Genomic DNA, 15240 nt, shown 5'->3' on the forward strand with positions numbered 1-15240 from the left:
CTTCCTGGGGCGAAGCCGCCGGCGACATGCTGGTCAATGTCGAGCGCATGATCGGCGGCGCCTACAACGACCAGATCCAGGGCGGCAGCGGCAACGACTTCCTGGATGGCGGTGCCAGCAACGACCGGATGGAGGGCTTCAACGGCGACGACACCTATGTCGTCGACAATGTGAACGACTTCATCAACGAATATGCCAATTACGGCACCGACACGGTGCAGTCGTCGGTCAACTGGACGCTGATCGCCAACCTGGAGAACCTGACGCTGACGGGGACGTCGGCGATCAACGGAACGGGCAACTCGGTCGATAACGTGATCACCGGCAACAGCGCGGCGAACACGCTGACCGGAGCGGCCGGCAACGACACGCTGGATGGCGGTGCCGGCAACGACACGCTGGTCGGCGGTGCCGGTAACGACACCTATGTGGTGGACAATGCCGGCGACGTGGTGACGGAGAATGCGAGCGAGGGTACCGACCTGGTAAGGGCTTCGGTGAGCCATACGCTCGCGTCGAATGTCGAGAACCTGACGCTGACCGGCGCCGCGGCGATCGACGGAACCGGCAATGCGCTGGACAACCTGCTCACCGGCAACGACGCGGCGAACACGCTGACCGGCGGTGCCGGAAACGACACCCTGAACGGCGGCGCCGGAAACGATACGCTGGTCGGGGGCGCGGGCAATGACACCTATGTGGTGGACAGCGCCGGGGACGTGATCACCGAGGGCGCCGGCGACGTCGCCGACCTGGTCCAGAGTTCGGCGAGCAACTATACGCTCGGGGCCAATGTCGAGAACCTGACCTTGACCGGGACCGGGTCGATCAGCGGCACCGGCAATGCCGGCGATAACCTGCTGACCGGAAACAGCGCCTCGAACACTTTGTCCGGCGGTGGCGGCAACGACACGCTGGACGGCGGGCTTGGCGCCGACACGCTGGCCGGCGGCACGGGCAACGACACCTATCTCGTGGACCGCACCGACGATATCATCGTCGAGAATGTCGGCGAGGGCACGGATTTGGTGCAGAGTGCCGCGAACTATGCGCTCTCCGCCAATATCGAGAACCTGACCTTGACCGGAACGGCCGCGATCAACGGCACCGGCAACGCATCGGACAACACCATCACCGGCAACAGCGCGGATAACGTGCTGGATGGCGGTGCGGGCAACGATACGCTGATCGGCGGCGGCGGCAACGATACCTACCTGGTGGATAATGCCGGCGATGTCGTGACGGAAGGCGCCAGCGCCGGCACGGACCTAGTGCGAAGCAGTGCCAGCTATACGCTCGGGGCCAATGTTGAGAATCTCGAACTCTTGGGCACTGCGGCTTCCGGTACGGGAAACACATTGGCCAATAGCATTACCGGCAATGTATCGGCCAACACGCTCGCGGGCGGCGACGGAAACGACATCCTGATCGGCGGCGGCGGTGCGGATGCGCTGGACGGCGGCAACGGCACGGACACGGCCTCGTATGCGACGGCCGGTGCCGGCGTGACGGCGAGCCTGGGATCTGCGGGTTCCAACACCGGCGACGCGGCGGGCGATACCTATGCGAACATCGAGAACCTGACGGGCACGTCGTTCGACGACGTGCTGTCGGGGAACGGCAGCGCGAACATTATCAATGGCGGCGCGGGAATCGACACGGCGGACTATTCCAAAGCGACCGGGGCACTGGTTCTTCGACATCAAGAGGATGGAGCATCCTCGGGTGCCGAGGCTGCCGGCGATGTCTTGATCAGTATCGAGCGCCTCATCGGCGGTGCCTACAACGACGACCTCTATGGCTCATACGGAACCTACTACAACGGCGACGACTATCTCGACGGCGGTGCCGGTGTCGATCGGATGTATGGCTTCGGTGGCAATGATACCTACGTCATCGATAACGCAAGCGACTTCGTCAATGAGTATGCCAATGAGGGGACAGACACGATCCTGTCGTCGGTAAACTGGACCCTTTGGGTCAACTTCGAAAACCTGACGCTGACGGGGACGTCGGCGATCAGCGGGACCGGCAACTCGGTCGACAACGTGCTGACCGGCAACAGCGCGGCGAACACGCTGACCGGAGCGGCCGGCAACGACACTTTGGACGGCGGCGCCGGGAACGACACGCTGGTCGGTGGGGCCGGCGACGACACCTATGTGGTGGACAGCACCGGCGACGTGGTGACGGAGAACGCGAGCGAGGGCACCGACCTGGTGAAAAGCTCGGTCACCTGGACGCTGAGCGCCAACCTGGAAAATCTCACGCTGACCGGGTCGAACGCGATCGACGGAACCGGCAATGCGTTGGACAACGTGCTGACCGGCAACGACGCGGCGAACACGCTGACCGGCGGCGCCGGCAACGACACCCTGAACGGTGGCGCCGGAAACGACGTCATCCAGGGCGGCGACGGCGTCGACGTCTATCGCTTCGATCGGGGCGGAGGAACTGACAGGCTCTACGTCTATGACACCGACGGCAGCGCCGACAAGCTGGTGTTCGGTGCCAACATTGCGACGGACCAGCTCTGGTTCAGGAATGCCGACCAGGACGGCGATGGGACCTTCGACGACCTGGAGATCGACGTTATCGGCACTGCGGACAAGGTCTATATCGACGGCTGGAACAGCAGCGCAGCTCATAAGCTCGACCGGGTGGCGCTATCCAACGGCACTTATGCGGCCGTCGGCGACATCGCCAACTTGGTCTCCGCGATGGCGAGCTTCAGCCCGCCACCGCTTGGCCAGACGCAGCTCGACCCAACCGTCGCCCAGGCCCTCGCTCCAACTCTGGCAGCTAGTTGGCACACTTAGCAGCCAGCGTAAGAAATGGAAAGACCCCTCCACCTGTAAGGTGGAGAGAGTACCGTTAAGCCGAAATGGCAGCAATGGATGTGATCAGCCCGATAGCGGCCGCGCTGCCAATTAAGCGGAGTGCTGAGACTGTCTCTATGGATAGCGATAGGCGAAGTGCCGAAATAGGGCGGTCGGTAGTTGTTGGATACAGGCCGGCGTCGGCGCTGGATGGAGGACGAGTCGTCGGAATAACGAGCCCTCAATTGAATATTAGTTTGGCAGTTATTCAGGCCGGCTCCGGCCGTCTGTGAGGTTGTTGGAAAGCCGACGAGATACTTGCAAATTGCGTGCCTGCCTGATAGGCGGTTGTCGAGTGAGGGAGGCTACTGTGCGGCAGCAGTTCGGTCGATAATGAGTCAGCAGGGTGGGCTCTCGATTTGCGCAGTCGAAGCAGAGGATTTGTCCTGGCGCGAACTCCTCGCCTGCTCGCCCTGGGCTTGTCTGTTCCACGAGCCTTCCTTCCTCGCCTATCATCCGCAAGGGCGTTTTCACTGGCATCACCTAATCGCCATCCATGAAGGACAGCCAATAGCGCTAATCCCGGGCGGGGTGGCCGCGAAGGATGGTCGCAAGTTATTCCGCTCGCCGCTCGGTGCCTCGTTCGGCGGACCGGTGCTGGCCCCGCACTTGGGGGCCGAGGACGTGCTGGCGCTGCTGAGCGCACTGACGAGTTATGCGAAGGCCGAAGGCTGGGCCGGGATTGAACTGACGCCGCCGCCGGCTATCTATCGCGCGGATGCGTCGGACACTCTGGGCTTCGCGCTGCAGGCTTCAGGGTTCGCTTTGGCGTCACGCATGCTGTGCTCGGCGCTCCCGCTGAATTCTAAAGCTCCACGCTATCAGACACTCTATCGCACGCGGAACGCGACGAAGACGCGCGCGGCGCAACGGGCTGGAATTGAGACCGTCATAGGTGGGCGCGACCTAATGGATGAATTCACCGTCGTGCTCAATGCCACATATCAGCGCCATGGCGTGGCGCCGACTCATACGCTCGACGAATTGAATGACCTCATAGCCCGCATGCCGGAGCGATTCAGTATTGCGCTGGCTCGCCACGAAGGACTGCCAGTTGCAGGGCTGTTCCTGATGAAAATGAACGAGCGGGTGGAGAATGCCTTCTACATCTGCCGGACCACCGAGGACGCTCGTCTAAATGCGAGCCTAGCGCTCTTCGCGCTGGTGATCGACAGGCTGGGTGATGCTGATGTCGCCATGCTCGATCTCGGTCCGAGCAGCATGCCGGACGGGTCGCTAAACCACGGCGTCTGCTTCTTCAAGGAAGGCATCGGTGCGATCGGCTATAGTCGCGACCGATGGGCTTGGAGCGCCGCGTGACCTGACATCCGATCCCATCTCGGGCTGACCAGTGCCCCCGACTTAGAATCGAGTTCGCGACCGACGGGCCTGGGCGACCACGGCGGAGTCAGGTCGAGGAGGGATGCGCGTACAAGTGCTTGCGGCGAGCAGTGCGGTCGAACTCGAAATCCATGCCGCTTCTATCGGGCTGCAGCCAGGGCTCCGGCCTCGATCCAGTTGCATCCGATGCCATGTGCACAGCACCGGAGGTGCCGCCACCTCAGTGCCATTTTTTCCATTCGTCAGAGGCATTTATGTATAACTATAGTGAGAGTCACTCGTGCGTATCGCCTAAAGTATCAATCGGCTAAAGTATTGGATCTACGTTCGGCCATTGCAACGACGCGAGCGCCTGGAAGTTGAATTCAATGATCTTCACGGCGGGCCGCCTAAAGGCCGTAGGGGTTTTTGTCGGCCGACTAGGAGTGTCCGCTTTCGCGGTCTGGTGCATCCTTCGCTTTACGGAGATTGACTCAATATGGGCCAATCTAAAGCTGTCATCTTGGCTTGGATGCGTTATTCTTAGCTTATTAATGGTAAGCCACGTATTGCTTTGCGTCTGGCGATGGCGCGCAATCCTGAAAGAAATCTTCAATTGCGAAGTAGGCTTTAGAAGACTCAGCTTTCTTTTCGGTATCAGCGAAGTGGTTGGGAACGTGCTGCCATCCTTTGTCGGTATGGACCTGCTGCGCGCCGGTGCTCTCGCTCGATCCGTTTCGATCGCAGTCGCCGCTCGCTCGGTCATCTGTGATCGGATACTCGGCCTGCTGACGCTCGTGATTGTGATGACCTGCGGGCTACCGGGATTCGCGGTATTTATTGATCACGGTCTGGCGCTATACGCAGTGTCCGGCCTATGTTTTGCAGCACTCTTTGGCTTTCTTGCGGTCGTTCTAGCAAGGCCATGGCTACGTCGTTTTCGCGTTCTCGCGAACACTATCGACCCCTTGGTTGGGGACGTAATTCGCGCACTCAGCACTCGCGCGCTCATTGTTCCAGCTTTCGTCTCCGGACTATTGATCCACATCATTTCGGCAGCTTTGCTCTGGGCGAGTGGGCTCGCTATCGGTGTTGATCTTGGGTTGGTGTACTGCCTGTTGATTGGTCCTGCGGCATTTTTGGTGTCGGCCGCGCCGATTTCCCTTGCTGGATGGGGCGTTCGTGAAGGTGCACTCGCCGCTGGATTTGGGTTAGTTGGCGCTGATGCCAACCAGGTTATCGCCAGCTCTGTCCTTTATGGCCTCACGACCTTTGTGACAGGTGCGTTCGCAATGGTCTTAGGACTGGTGCCGGAGTCGGGGCCCAAGCGATGCCAACTAGTCTGAGGGATAAACATCCGTGTCACAGTCATACAAGGTGCCTAACGAGGTAGAAGCTCATTACGATTCGATCGCTTCCGAATATGAGGAGAAGCTCGGAAAGGAGGGCATCAATCGTCGGCACTTTGAATCTTGCCATCGAGCACTCATGGCCATGCTCGGTGACCGACATGGGCGGAAGCTCGGCTTGGAACTCGGTGTCGGCTCCGGATTCTTTACAGAGGAAATGTCGAGCAAGTTCGATCGTTTGATTGCAGTCGATATCAGCCAACGCATGCTCGATATCCTGGCGAGCCGCCTTTCAGCGTCTGGGATAACCAATGTGGTCATCGTCAAGGGTGACGTCATGCATTTGGAGGACATCCCAACCAACAGCGTCGATGTTGCTTACTTTGTCGGCTTGCTGGAACACATCACAGAGTCTGCTGCATTCTTCGCGGAGCTGTCTCGAATCACGAAGCTAGGGGGCTGCGTCGTAGGCAGCGTCTCGAATGCTCAGTGCCCCTACTACGCGCTTCGTCGAAGGCTCAGATCTGGCCAGCGTTTTCACGATGGTCTTCGCCTCTACAGCCATAAGGAGATCAAGCAGATTGCTGAGCACGCGGGTTTTCGCTTATCCGCAGTGCGCTTTTGGGGATCGGTGCCGGCTCAGTTTCCGAACGGAGTTGTCAGCAACATAATAGCTGCGGCTGAGGGTATTGCCGCTAGGACACCATTGAGATCCATGCTGGGAGGTTTTGCGTTTCGTTGCGATCGACCAGCATAAGCGACAGCGCCAGGAAGCGTAGGTCAAACAACGGAGATGTCGTAGTGGTGTCTACCATTGCGACCGTCTGCCCTATTGGCCTCGCCATGCAAGGGTAGCGCTGGCCTTCAAACTCCTAGTCGCGCGCTGGAAGAATCCGGCCTCCTGGGTCTCACTGGAAGCACTGCTCGGTGGTGGCCTTTCCGGACCGCGTCTTAACCGTGGCGGGCCGACCGACCATGGAATGCCGGAGGTGATGGTTGTGATCGTCTTTCGTTAGCCGAAATGATGGCTTTAGCCGACATTTCTTGTTTCAAATGACGGCTAAATCCATCATTTCGAGGGCAGCAGCCTGCCGCAGCTGAAGAGTTGTCCACTCCTGGCGCGCTTAGCGGACGCTTTCCCGTTGGCCAGCATTGGACTAGGTGCCTACAGGTTGGTAACCTTGGAAGTCCCGGAAGGTAAGCACTAGCGGTCGCAACCTACGCGGATCGCTGGAGATCCGCTCCGACAACAAGTCGGCGGCGACCCGTACTCCGGGAATTGGAAGGCTAAGACGGGGTCGGGCCGGTCATTCGAAGCTCGGCGCCTGCGGGTTACCGGGTGGACGTACCCGGAGGCCGATCCTGCTGCGCGTTGCATCGAGCGGGAACTCGCAGATCTCGACGACCTCCCGATGTTGTGTCGTCCCCTTGTAGCAGACGTAAGGTACCGAACCGAATTTAAAGAGCTCCTCTCTCGCGCTCGCGATGCCGTAGGAATTCACGATTGACTGAGCGAAGTCATCGAAGGAGGCATCGTCGGCGTTGAAGAAGCAGGTATAGAGGCGCAGACCGACAATCCGCCCGTCGGAACCGACCTGATAGGAGCCGCAGCTCTTGTCGTTGTTCAAGAGGAAGCAATCCTTCGCGACGACTTGATTCGGCAGGGAGGTCGAAATCTTCGCTTCCTCGAGACCCAGCGCAAGGCCGCGGAAGGCAGTGTATTCGCCGGCGGGGATTGGCGGTGGGCCGGCATAGGAGTTACCCTGATCAGGGCCTTCGGTGAAAAGCAGCGAGAAGGCATCTTCGGGAGTGTCCATCTCGGCCTTCCCCCGACATCGGCTGAGAGTCTTTCCGCTTGGCGTCTCGGCGGGTGGCGAGCTTTTGGCCTGGTCATCCGCCATGTTCGACATCAGATTCTCGACGGCGATGAAGTCGTCGCTCTGACCCGCCGACGGAGGCGCCGGTGCCGCCTTGGCGGCCGCTTCTTTCTGCTTCAGATACTCGACCTCGAGAATGGCATTCTGCGCTTGCGAGTAGAGGCCTTCGCCGCGCGCCGATTCGAAGGCACGAATGGCGGCATCGTAATCCTTCGCGGTGCCTTGGCCATTCATGTACATGACGCCGAGATTGTATCGCGCGAAGTTGTTGCCCTGATCGGCAAGGCGCTTGGCGATCAGGAATGCTGACGCGTAATCGCCGCGCTTATAGGCGGCGGTGAATTCGTCCGCGGCGTTCTGCGCGCGAGCGCCGGAGGCAAACAGAAGCGCCGCCGCGAGAAGCACCACGCACGCCGATACGCGACTGAAAATCAAGGCGATCGCCCCCAGATCTAATCCCTGCCCATAGGGTGTACCTCTTCGAAGAGTTCCGTCAACATTACCCCACGGGGATCGGGCCCCAGGTCACGCGCCTTTGAACCGCCGTTAACCACTTGCACCCTGCTCCTCCATCGACACCAGATCTCCATCAAGAAGCCCGGTGACGTCAGGCGTTTCCGCGCCGGTGCGACCTTCCGCTTTCCGAGTGACATCCCCTACAATTGCTACTCGAGGAAAGGATGCGCTTGGCGCCGCATCGGGGGGAAACATGCTGAAGTTTGTCGGCGTCCAGGCTGTCTGGGATGCGATCGAGGAGGTGGGCACCAAGGGCGGAAAGAAAACCGGCGCGATCGCCTGGGTTAGCTCGTCCAACCGGATTTCCTTCGGCGCCGGCGACCGCCTGGTGGTCGATGCCAGCGACCACGCAATCCGCCAGGGCTTGACAAGGGCTAAGGTCCTGCGCAGGGCTTTCGAGCGCGGAGCAGAGCTTCGCTCTTGCTCCGGGCTCCACGCCAAGGTCGTTGTGATGGGCCGGACGCTTGTCGTCGGCTCGATGAATTCCAGCGGGCGCTCCGACGGGAGTCTTGCCGAAGCTGCCCGGCGTGATGTGACGGCTCATCGAAGTGTCAACATTGGAAAAGTGGAGGCTGGTGTCTGGAAGCGCCTCTTCAAAGGGACGGTCGGCGTTCTTGTCGAACGTCGTTTCGACCGCCACGCGAGTACCCTCCGCTTGGTTCGGCTCCTTCTGCCCGCGTCTGGGCACCCGCCCTTGGTCGTCACCGACATTGCCGAAGGCCTGTTGTCTGGCGAGTAAAGTAACCAGTCACCGGCTGATTTACCCGAAACGGTCTGGCCCCCCGTTACTCCGCAAAGCGGTAACGAAAATATTGGGAATCAGCCGCTGACTGGATCGGTCGGTGAAGAGCTTGACCAGTCCCAGTGGAACCAGGCTGAAGAAAGGATAGTCGCTGCCCGCGGTGCGGCAGAACGAGCCACCAGACTCCTGCCGCAGCGAAATAGGTCCCCCCTGGAACCCAATCGTCGCGAGCAGCCAGTTCGGGGCGTCAAACAGCACGCGATCGGGACCCCGGATCGGCGTGCAAAAGGGACCTCTTTTGGCAGACGCCCGGAACCTAGGCCCAGCGGACGCGCTGCATGATCTTTTTAGTGTCGATCCTAGACTTGTTGGCAATGACGCGCTCGAGCATACCGATCAGAACTTCATCCGTCATCGGGTGCGGCTTCAGGCCCAGCTCGACCAGGCCTGAATGTTGGGCGTTGTAGTAGTGATCCTCCAGTTCCTTGCGCGGGTTGGCGATCGATTGCACGGCGACGTCGAGGCCGAGCGAATTGCCGGCGCGCGAGACGCGTTCCGCCAGCTGATTGACCGTGAACTGCTCGGTGAACTGGTTGAAGATCCGGAGTTCGCGCTCCTTGGCGGGCTTGGTCGCTGCAAGATAAACGCATTGCAGCGTATCGCGCAGATTGAGGTAGCCGCGCGTCTGCCCGCCCTTTCCATAGACGGTTAGCGGGATCCCCGCGACCGCCTGCACCAGGAAGCGGTTCACCACGGTTCCGAAAATATCGTCGTAGTGGAAGTTGGGCAGCAGCCGGTCATCGAGATCGGCCTGGTCGGTGGAAAGGCCGTAGACCGGTCCCTGCATCAGATCGGTCACGCGCAACCCGTAGGTCCGCACATAGAACCAGAGCAGATCAGTGTCGAGGACCTTGGTCGTGTGATAGAGACTCCCGGCCTGTCGCGGAAAGAGGAACTTCTCCTTGCGGCCCTTGTGCTCGATGTCGATCCAGCCCTCTTCGATGTCGATGTTCGGCGTTCCGTATTCACCCATCGTCCCGAGCTTCACCATGTGACAGTCGGGCTTGAACTGCAGGATGGCCCAGATCAGCGCGAAGGTGACTCGCAGGTTGTTGTCGAAGGTGAGCCGCGCTTCGTGGAAGCCGCGCATGGAGTAGGGGGCCGAAGGCTGCTCGGCATAGTGGATCACGGTATCCGGCAAGAACGACGAAAAGACCGCGTTGAGGAAGGTCGGGTCGGCACAGTCGCCGATTCGGACTTCGATCCGATGGCCGGCGATAGATTGGAAGAGTTCGGCGCGGTCGTCGAGGTTCGGCGCTTCAAGCAGAGCCTCCGAACGCGTGCTGCGCGCGATCGTGCGCCGCAAATAGTTGTCGATCACCATGACTTCATGGCCCGTCGCCGCGAAGTCCATCGCCGTCGGCCAGCCAAGGTAGCCGTCGCCCCCGCAAATTAAAACGCGCATTGACTAATTTCCCTCAATCCGGTCGGAGACCTCAACGGACGCGTCTTAGCAGGTGATGCGACGCGTGCAAACAGTCCGATTCCGTCTTTTTTTCCTTGCTACCCAAAGGGTAACCGGCCTAACAATGCCCCAAGAGCGCAGTCTCGCGCAAAGAGGGTAAATGGGGGTGGCGTGGCAGAAGGAGACTTCTACTCCGGAAAGCGTGTAGTCGTAACCGGGGCCGCCGGCACGGTGGGAAGTCGGCTGATCCGGCGCTTGCTGCAGCATCCGATCGCCGAATTGCGTGCCTTGGACAACCATGAGAACGGCCTGTTCCGCCTCAGCGAGGAGCTGAAGGAAGAGCGCCGGTTTCATCCGTTCATGTGCGACATCCGCAGCCCGGCCGAGATCAACAGCCTGCTGAAGGGCATGGACTACTGCTTCCACACCGCGGCCCTGAAACACGTCCCTTCGTCGGAGCGCGCGCCGTTCGAGACGGTCCAGACCAACATCATGGGCGTGCAGAACCTGATACAGTCGGCCCTGGCCAACGGGTTGCAGCGCGTGCTGCTGACCAGCTCGGACAAGGCGGTCAATCCGACGAACGTAATGGGGACCACCAAGCTGATGGGCGAGCGGCTGATCACGGCCGCGAATGCGACGCTGCATTTGACATCGAGCACGGTGCTGACTTCGACCCGGTTCGGCAATGTGCTCGGATCCGCCGGTTCGTTCGTGCCGTTGTTCTGCGGTCAGATTGCGCGCGGCGGGCCGGTGACGCTGACTGATCGCAGCATGACGCGCTTCGTCATGACCTTGGACGAATCTGTGCGCCTGGTGCTCAAGTCGATCGAGCTTGCCTGCGGCGGCGAGGTGTTCGTTACCAAGATGCCGGTTGTACGCATCAGCGACGTCGCCGAAGAACTCGTTGAGCTGGTGGCGCCGCTCTACGGCCGCAATCCGGCGAAGATCGAGATCCGGGAGATCGGGCCGCGGCCCGGTGAGAAGATGTTCGAGGAGCTGACCAGCGACGAGGAGTTGCGCCGCACCGTGGAGCTGGACGAGCTGTTTGCCGTGATTCCGGCATTCCGCAACATCTATGATCGAATCGAGTATGCCTATCCGCCGAATGGGACGAAGGGAGCAACCAGGACCTACAATTCCGCAAACGAGCCGGTGATGACCCGGCCGGCGATTCGCAAGCTCCTGCTCGAGCCGGATGTGCTGCCGCCCGAGGTCTCCGCTCTCGTCGCGGTCAAGAGCGAACGTGGAGTGGCGTGATCTGCCGCCAGCCGGAATGTCGCCAACCGGATTGGCGTCGGTCGTTGTAAAGAATGTCGAAATTCATTTCCGCTGAACGCCAGGTCCCGCTGGTCGGAATCACCCTCGGAACCCGGCCGGGAATCATCATGTTGGCGCCGGTCATTCATGAACTGCGCCGCCGTCAGTGCCCGCACTTCGTGATCCATACCGGACAGCACTATTCGCCCAACATGGACCTGCAGATGTTTGAGGATCTCGATCTGCCGGCGCCGGAATACCGCCTGCAAGGCGTGGCGGAGCGTAAGTCCCATGGCGCGCAGACCGCTGCGATGCTTGAAGGGATCGAAGCGGTATTGCTTGAGCGCCGGCCTTGCCTTTTTCTGGTCGGCGGCGACGCAAACACCAACCTCTCCGGCGCGCTGGCGGCGCGCAAGCTGCGGATCGCGGTCGGCCATATCGAGGCCGGCGAGCGGAGCTTCGACTGGCAGATGCCCGAAGAGCATAACCGGGTGATGATCGATCATGTCTCCGACCATCTCTTCGTCACCGGGAAGGGCGGGGTCGAGAACCTTCGGCGGGAGAGCGTTCGCGGGCAGATTCATGTCGTCGGCAATCCGATCGTCGATGCTTCGATCAATCACTTCACTCTTGCCAGGCGGAAATCCAGTGCCCTCGACCGGTTCGGCCTGACGGCGAAGCATTACGCCATCGTGACAATGCACCGCGAAGAGAATGTCGATGTGCCGGAACGGCTGAAGGGCGCGTTGCAGGGCGTTTCCCAGGCAGCGCAGAGCAGCGGACTGCCGGCGCTGATGCTGGCGCATCCGCGAACCTTGGTTCGCTTGAAGGAGTTCGGGCTCGAAGCCTGGTTGCGGCAGCTCCCGGGGCTCCGCGTGGAGCCTGCCGTCGGCTACCTGGATTTCCTCAATCTGCTGGCCAATGCTCGCATGGTCTTCACGGATTCCGGCGGCGTGCAGCAGGAGGCCTGCATCCACCAGGTCCCCTGTGTCACCTTGCGCGACAACACCGAATGGACGGAGACCCTCGAGATCGGCGCCAATCGGCTGGCCGGATGCAATCCGGAAGTGATCCGCGTCGCAGCGGCTGCGGCGTTGGAAACGGCGCCGGCGTGGGCCAATCCTTTCGGCGACGGCACGACCGCGCGACAGATCGCCGATGTGGTGGTCCGCGAGCTCGACCGGTTCCGGTCCGCTGCGTGAGCGCATGGCCCGATTTCTCGTCGTAGTCGGTGCGCGGCCGAATTTCATGAAGGCCGCGCCGGTGATCCGTGCGATGCGGCGCACGGGAACCAGCGTCAGCCTCGTGCATACCGGCCAGCATTATGACGCGGCGATGAGCGACAGCTTCTTTCGCGACCTCGATCTGCCGGCGCCCGATCATCATCTCGGCGTCGGCGCCCAATCGGCGACCCGGCAGATCGGGGAAATCATGATGCGGCTCGAGCCGGTGCTGTTGGGCGAGCGGCCGGCGGCGACCGTGGTGGTCGGCGACGTGAACTCGACGCTCGCCGCGGCTCTCGCTTCGGTCAAGTCCGGCGTTCCCGTCGCGCATGTCGAGGCGGGGTTGCGCAGCTTCGACCCAAGCATGCCCGAGGAGTTGAACCGGATCCTGACCGACCGGCTCGCGGAGCTCCTGTTCACGACCGAGCCCCAAGCCGGCGCGAACCTGCTCAAGGAAGGGGTTGATTCGGCGAAGATCCATCACGTCGGCAATGTGATGATCGACTCCTTGCGCGAGGGCCTGAAGACGGCGATCGCGGCATCGGAAACGCGCCGCGGCCGGCTCGACGACTACGCCCTGCTGACGCTGCACCGACCCGCAACCGTCGATGCGCCGGAGGTCTTATCGCGGGTGATGGCGGTGCTGGGCGAGGTTTCCCGTCGCATTCCGATCGTCTTCCCCTGCCACCCGCGCACCCGGAAGATGCTCGACTCCCACGGACTGACGGAACGGCTGAAGCAGACGGAAATCGAACTGCACGAGCCCGTCGGCTATCGCGGCATGCTCGGCTTGATGCGATCGGCGAAATGCGTCCTCACGGATTCCGGCGGTCTCCAAGAGGAGACGACTGCGCTCGGCATCCCGTGTCTTACGCTGCGCGACAATACCGAGCGGCCGATCACGGTCGAGCTCGGAACTAACCTGCTGGTCGGCACCGATCCGACCACCATCCGCGGCGCGGTGGAGCAGGTCCTGGCCGGCCGGTGGAAAGCGGGCAGGGTTCCTGAGAATTGGGATGGCCACACCGGGGAACGCATCGTCGATATCCTCGACCGATCATTCTAGATCGCGCGTCGATCGTGCCATGCGCATCCTGATCCCCGATACCTGGCATTTCCATCGCCGCAACTTCGCTCCGCTCTATGATCACCTGGCCGCGGCGCAAGTCCCCTTCGACGTCGAGCGCACGCGCCGCGCGTGGTGGAAAAGCCATGGCGACTATGGGCGTTTCGCACGCCGATTGCGCCACCACGTGGAACGGCTCAATCCTCTTTCTCCGTCCGAGCTGGTCGCTTCGCAACACAACGACATCTCGCTGATGGCGGTTGTCCGATCGGAGTTCCTGTGTCGCGCCTTGCCCCGATGGATTGCCGGCGCTGGGCCGCGCGATGATCTTGCGCTGGCCGAACGGGCCCTCGGCAACGAGACCGACCGCAGCGAACTTCTGCTGTGCTTCGCCGCGGCGATCGATTGGATCGATTTCTGGCGCAGCAAGCTGGATCGGACCCCGGCCTTCACCCATGTCCTGGTCTTCTCCGGCAGCTATATCTATACACGAGCCCTGCAGGAGGTCGCCCAGCGGCGCGGCTTGCGCATCTTCACGCTCGAGAGCTTCTTCACCGGCAACGATTTCTATTTCGAAGAGCGTGCGACGGCGATCAGCAACCGTTCGCAGCTTTCGGTTCCGGATTACTACCGGCGCCTCGTCTTGCCCGATGAGCGGGACCAGCTCGATCGCTGGCGCGCCGAGGCCCAGACCCGCTTTCGGGCGAAGCGCAACAAGAACGTCCGCGCAAGCCCAAGCGCAGTCGTGGCGCCGCCTTTCAGGGCGGCGGATCGCGGGGCGATTCTGGTTCTCGGCCAGGTGTTGAATGATTTCTCGGTCATCGAGACTCCGTTGCCGGAGATGTCGACGATCGCGGTCTATCGCCGCCTGATCGGCGCGCTCCTCGAGAAGACGGATCGGAACGTCATCTTCAAGGCCCATCCCTGGGAGCGCCGGCGGCCCAATCTCCGGTCACCCGTCACCCTGAAGCAGATGACGGTCTGGCGGGAAGCCCTTCCCGATAGGCAGCGCGAGCGTTTTCGCGTCCTGGAAGCAGAACCGCTCTCCGGGCTCTTCCCCTATGTCGATCATGCGATCGGGTTGAGTTCGCAGGGCTTGATTGAGGCGGCGCAGGCGGGCCTGAAGCCGATCCAGCTCGGCGACGCATTCTTCGGCGGCCACGGCTTCACCCACGACCGAACGCTCGACGATGCGCTGATCGACGACATCGCCGCTGGCCGGCTCGCGTCGCGCCTGAGCCTCGCGGAGTATCGGGCGCTGGAGGACTTCCTGGTCCGTTCGTTGGTGCTGCACCTGGTCTCCGATCGTCCGGAAGGTCCGGAGAAGATCGCGATCCGGCTCCGCGAACCCGGCCACACGCCAAATCTGGAGGAAGCCAGGTTTACGGAAGGCGAAGCCCGCCGAGCCTGGACCGCCTTGGTTGCGGAAATGATCGCCAATCCCTTCGGATTCCACCGCATTGTCCGTCCGAGCCGCTGGTTCCGGCGGTCATAGCGGCTCTGCGCTTGCTTTCTGCCCTGGCAAGCTCAATGATCGGCCGGT

Annotated in this window: 11 protein-coding genes; 9 read left to right on the forward strand and 2 right to left on the reverse strand. The window is 61.5% G+C overall.

Annotation, left to right across the window (positions count from 1 at the left end; all coding sequences use genetic code 11):
• The 4 genes from ACH2CY_RS25480 to ACH2CY_RS25495 form a co-directional block, all read left to right on the forward strand.
• A partial coding sequence (locus ACH2CY_RS25480) for a beta strand repeat-containing protein (protein WP_395022663.1) occupies nt 1-2819 on the forward strand: 2819 nt, incomplete at its 5' end.
• A 393-nt stretch (nt 2820-3212) separates the two neighbouring features.
• Nucleotides 3213-4199, forward strand: coding sequence for a GNAT family N-acetyltransferase (locus tag ACH2CY_RS25485; RefSeq protein ID WP_395022664.1), 987 nt, complete (start codon nt 3213-3215; stop codon nt 4197-4199).
• Between the two features lie 389 nt (nt 4200-4588).
• Nucleotides 4589-5545 (forward strand): lysylphosphatidylglycerol synthase transmembrane domain-containing protein, encoded by a 957-nt coding sequence (locus ACH2CY_RS25490; RefSeq protein ID WP_395022665.1) that lies wholly within the window; start codon nt 4589-4591, stop codon nt 5543-5545.
• 13 nt (nt 5546-5558) lie between these two features.
• Nucleotides 5559-6305, forward strand: coding sequence for a class I SAM-dependent methyltransferase (locus ACH2CY_RS25495; protein WP_395022666.1), 747 nt, complete (start codon nt 5559-5561; stop codon nt 6303-6305).
• Between the two features lie 550 nt (nt 6306-6855).
• Here the strand turns inward: ACH2CY_RS25495 and ACH2CY_RS25500 are convergent.
• Nucleotides 6856-7860 carry a hypothetical protein gene (locus ACH2CY_RS25500; protein WP_395022668.1) on the reverse strand — a complete coding sequence of 335 codons (1005 nt, stop codon included), beginning with the start codon at nt 7858-7860 and terminating at the stop codon, nt 6856-6858.
• 274 nt (nt 7861-8134) lie between these two features.
• Between ACH2CY_RS25500 and ACH2CY_RS25505 the strand changes: the two genes are divergently transcribed.
• Nucleotides 8135-8680: a hypothetical protein gene (locus ACH2CY_RS25505; protein WP_395022669.1), complete on the forward strand. Its 546-nt coding sequence runs from the start codon at nt 8135-8137 to the stop codon at nt 8678-8680.
• A 319-nt stretch (nt 8681-8999) separates the two neighbouring features.
• Here the strand turns inward: ACH2CY_RS25505 and ACH2CY_RS25510 are convergent, their stop codons facing one another.
• Nucleotides 9000-10148, reverse strand: coding sequence for an NAD-dependent epimerase/dehydratase family protein (locus ACH2CY_RS25510; RefSeq protein WP_395022671.1), 1149 nt, complete (start codon nt 10146-10148; stop codon nt 9000-9002).
• A gap of 171 nt (nt 10149-10319) precedes the next feature.
• On the opposite strand from ACH2CY_RS25510, the gene ACH2CY_RS25515 reads away from it, so the two are divergent.
• From ACH2CY_RS25515 to ACH2CY_RS25530, 4 genes are read left to right on the forward strand one after another with little or no spacing between them, the layout of a single operon-like run.
• Nucleotides 10320-11408, forward strand: coding sequence for an SDR family NAD(P)-dependent oxidoreductase (locus ACH2CY_RS25515; RefSeq protein ID WP_395022673.1), 1089 nt, complete (start codon nt 10320-10322; stop codon nt 11406-11408).
• A gap of 53 nt (nt 11409-11461) precedes the next feature.
• Nucleotides 11462-12610 carry a non-hydrolyzing UDP-N-acetylglucosamine 2-epimerase gene (wecB, locus tag ACH2CY_RS25520; protein WP_395022674.1) on the forward strand — a complete coding sequence of 383 codons (1149 nt, stop codon included), beginning with the start codon at nt 11462-11464 and terminating at the stop codon, nt 12608-12610.
• Between the two features lie 4 nt (nt 12611-12614).
• Nucleotides 12615-13697 carry a non-hydrolyzing UDP-N-acetylglucosamine 2-epimerase gene (gene wecB / locus ACH2CY_RS25525; protein WP_395022675.1) on the forward strand — a complete coding sequence of 361 codons (1083 nt, stop codon included), beginning with the start codon at nt 12615-12617 and terminating at the stop codon, nt 13695-13697.
• 19 nt (nt 13698-13716) lie between these two features.
• On the forward strand, nt 13717-15192 hold the full coding sequence (locus ACH2CY_RS25530) for a hypothetical protein (RefSeq protein ID WP_395022677.1): 1476 nt from the start codon (nt 13717-13719) through the stop codon (nt 15190-15192).
• The last annotated feature ends 48 nt before the right edge of the window (nt 15193-15240 follow it).

The organism is Dongia sp. (genome assembly GCF_041905885.1).
Classification (GTDB): domain Bacteria; phylum Pseudomonadota; class Alphaproteobacteria; order Dongiales; family Dongiaceae; genus Dongia.

Excerpts from the sequence above, each read along its gene's own strand:
- wecB (WP_395022674.1), top strand. The coding sequence starts at position 11,462 with ATGTCGAAATTCATTTCCGCTGAACGCCAGGTCCCGCTGGTCGGAATC.
- ACH2CY_RS25490 (WP_395022665.1), top strand. The coding sequence starts at position 4,589 with ATGATCTTCACGGCGGGCCGCCTAAAGGCCGTAGGGGTTTTTGTCGGC.
- ACH2CY_RS25530 (WP_395022677.1), top strand. The coding sequence starts at position 13,717 with ATGCGCATCCTGATCCCCGATACCTGGCATTTCCATCGCCGCAACTTC.
- ACH2CY_RS25510 (WP_395022671.1), bottom strand. The coding sequence starts at position 10,148 with ATGCGCGTTTTAATTTGCGGGGGCGACGGCTACCTTGGCTGGCCGACG.
- ACH2CY_RS25485 (WP_395022664.1), top strand. The coding sequence starts at position 3,213 with ATGAGTCAGCAGGGTGGGCTCTCGATTTGCGCAGTCGAAGCAGAGGAT.
- ACH2CY_RS25505 (WP_395022669.1), top strand. The coding sequence starts at position 8,135 with ATGCTGAAGTTTGTCGGCGTCCAGGCTGTCTGGGATGCGATCGAGGAG.
- wecB (WP_395022675.1), top strand. The coding sequence starts at position 12,615 with ATGGCCCGATTTCTCGTCGTAGTCGGTGCGCGGCCGAATTTCATGAAG.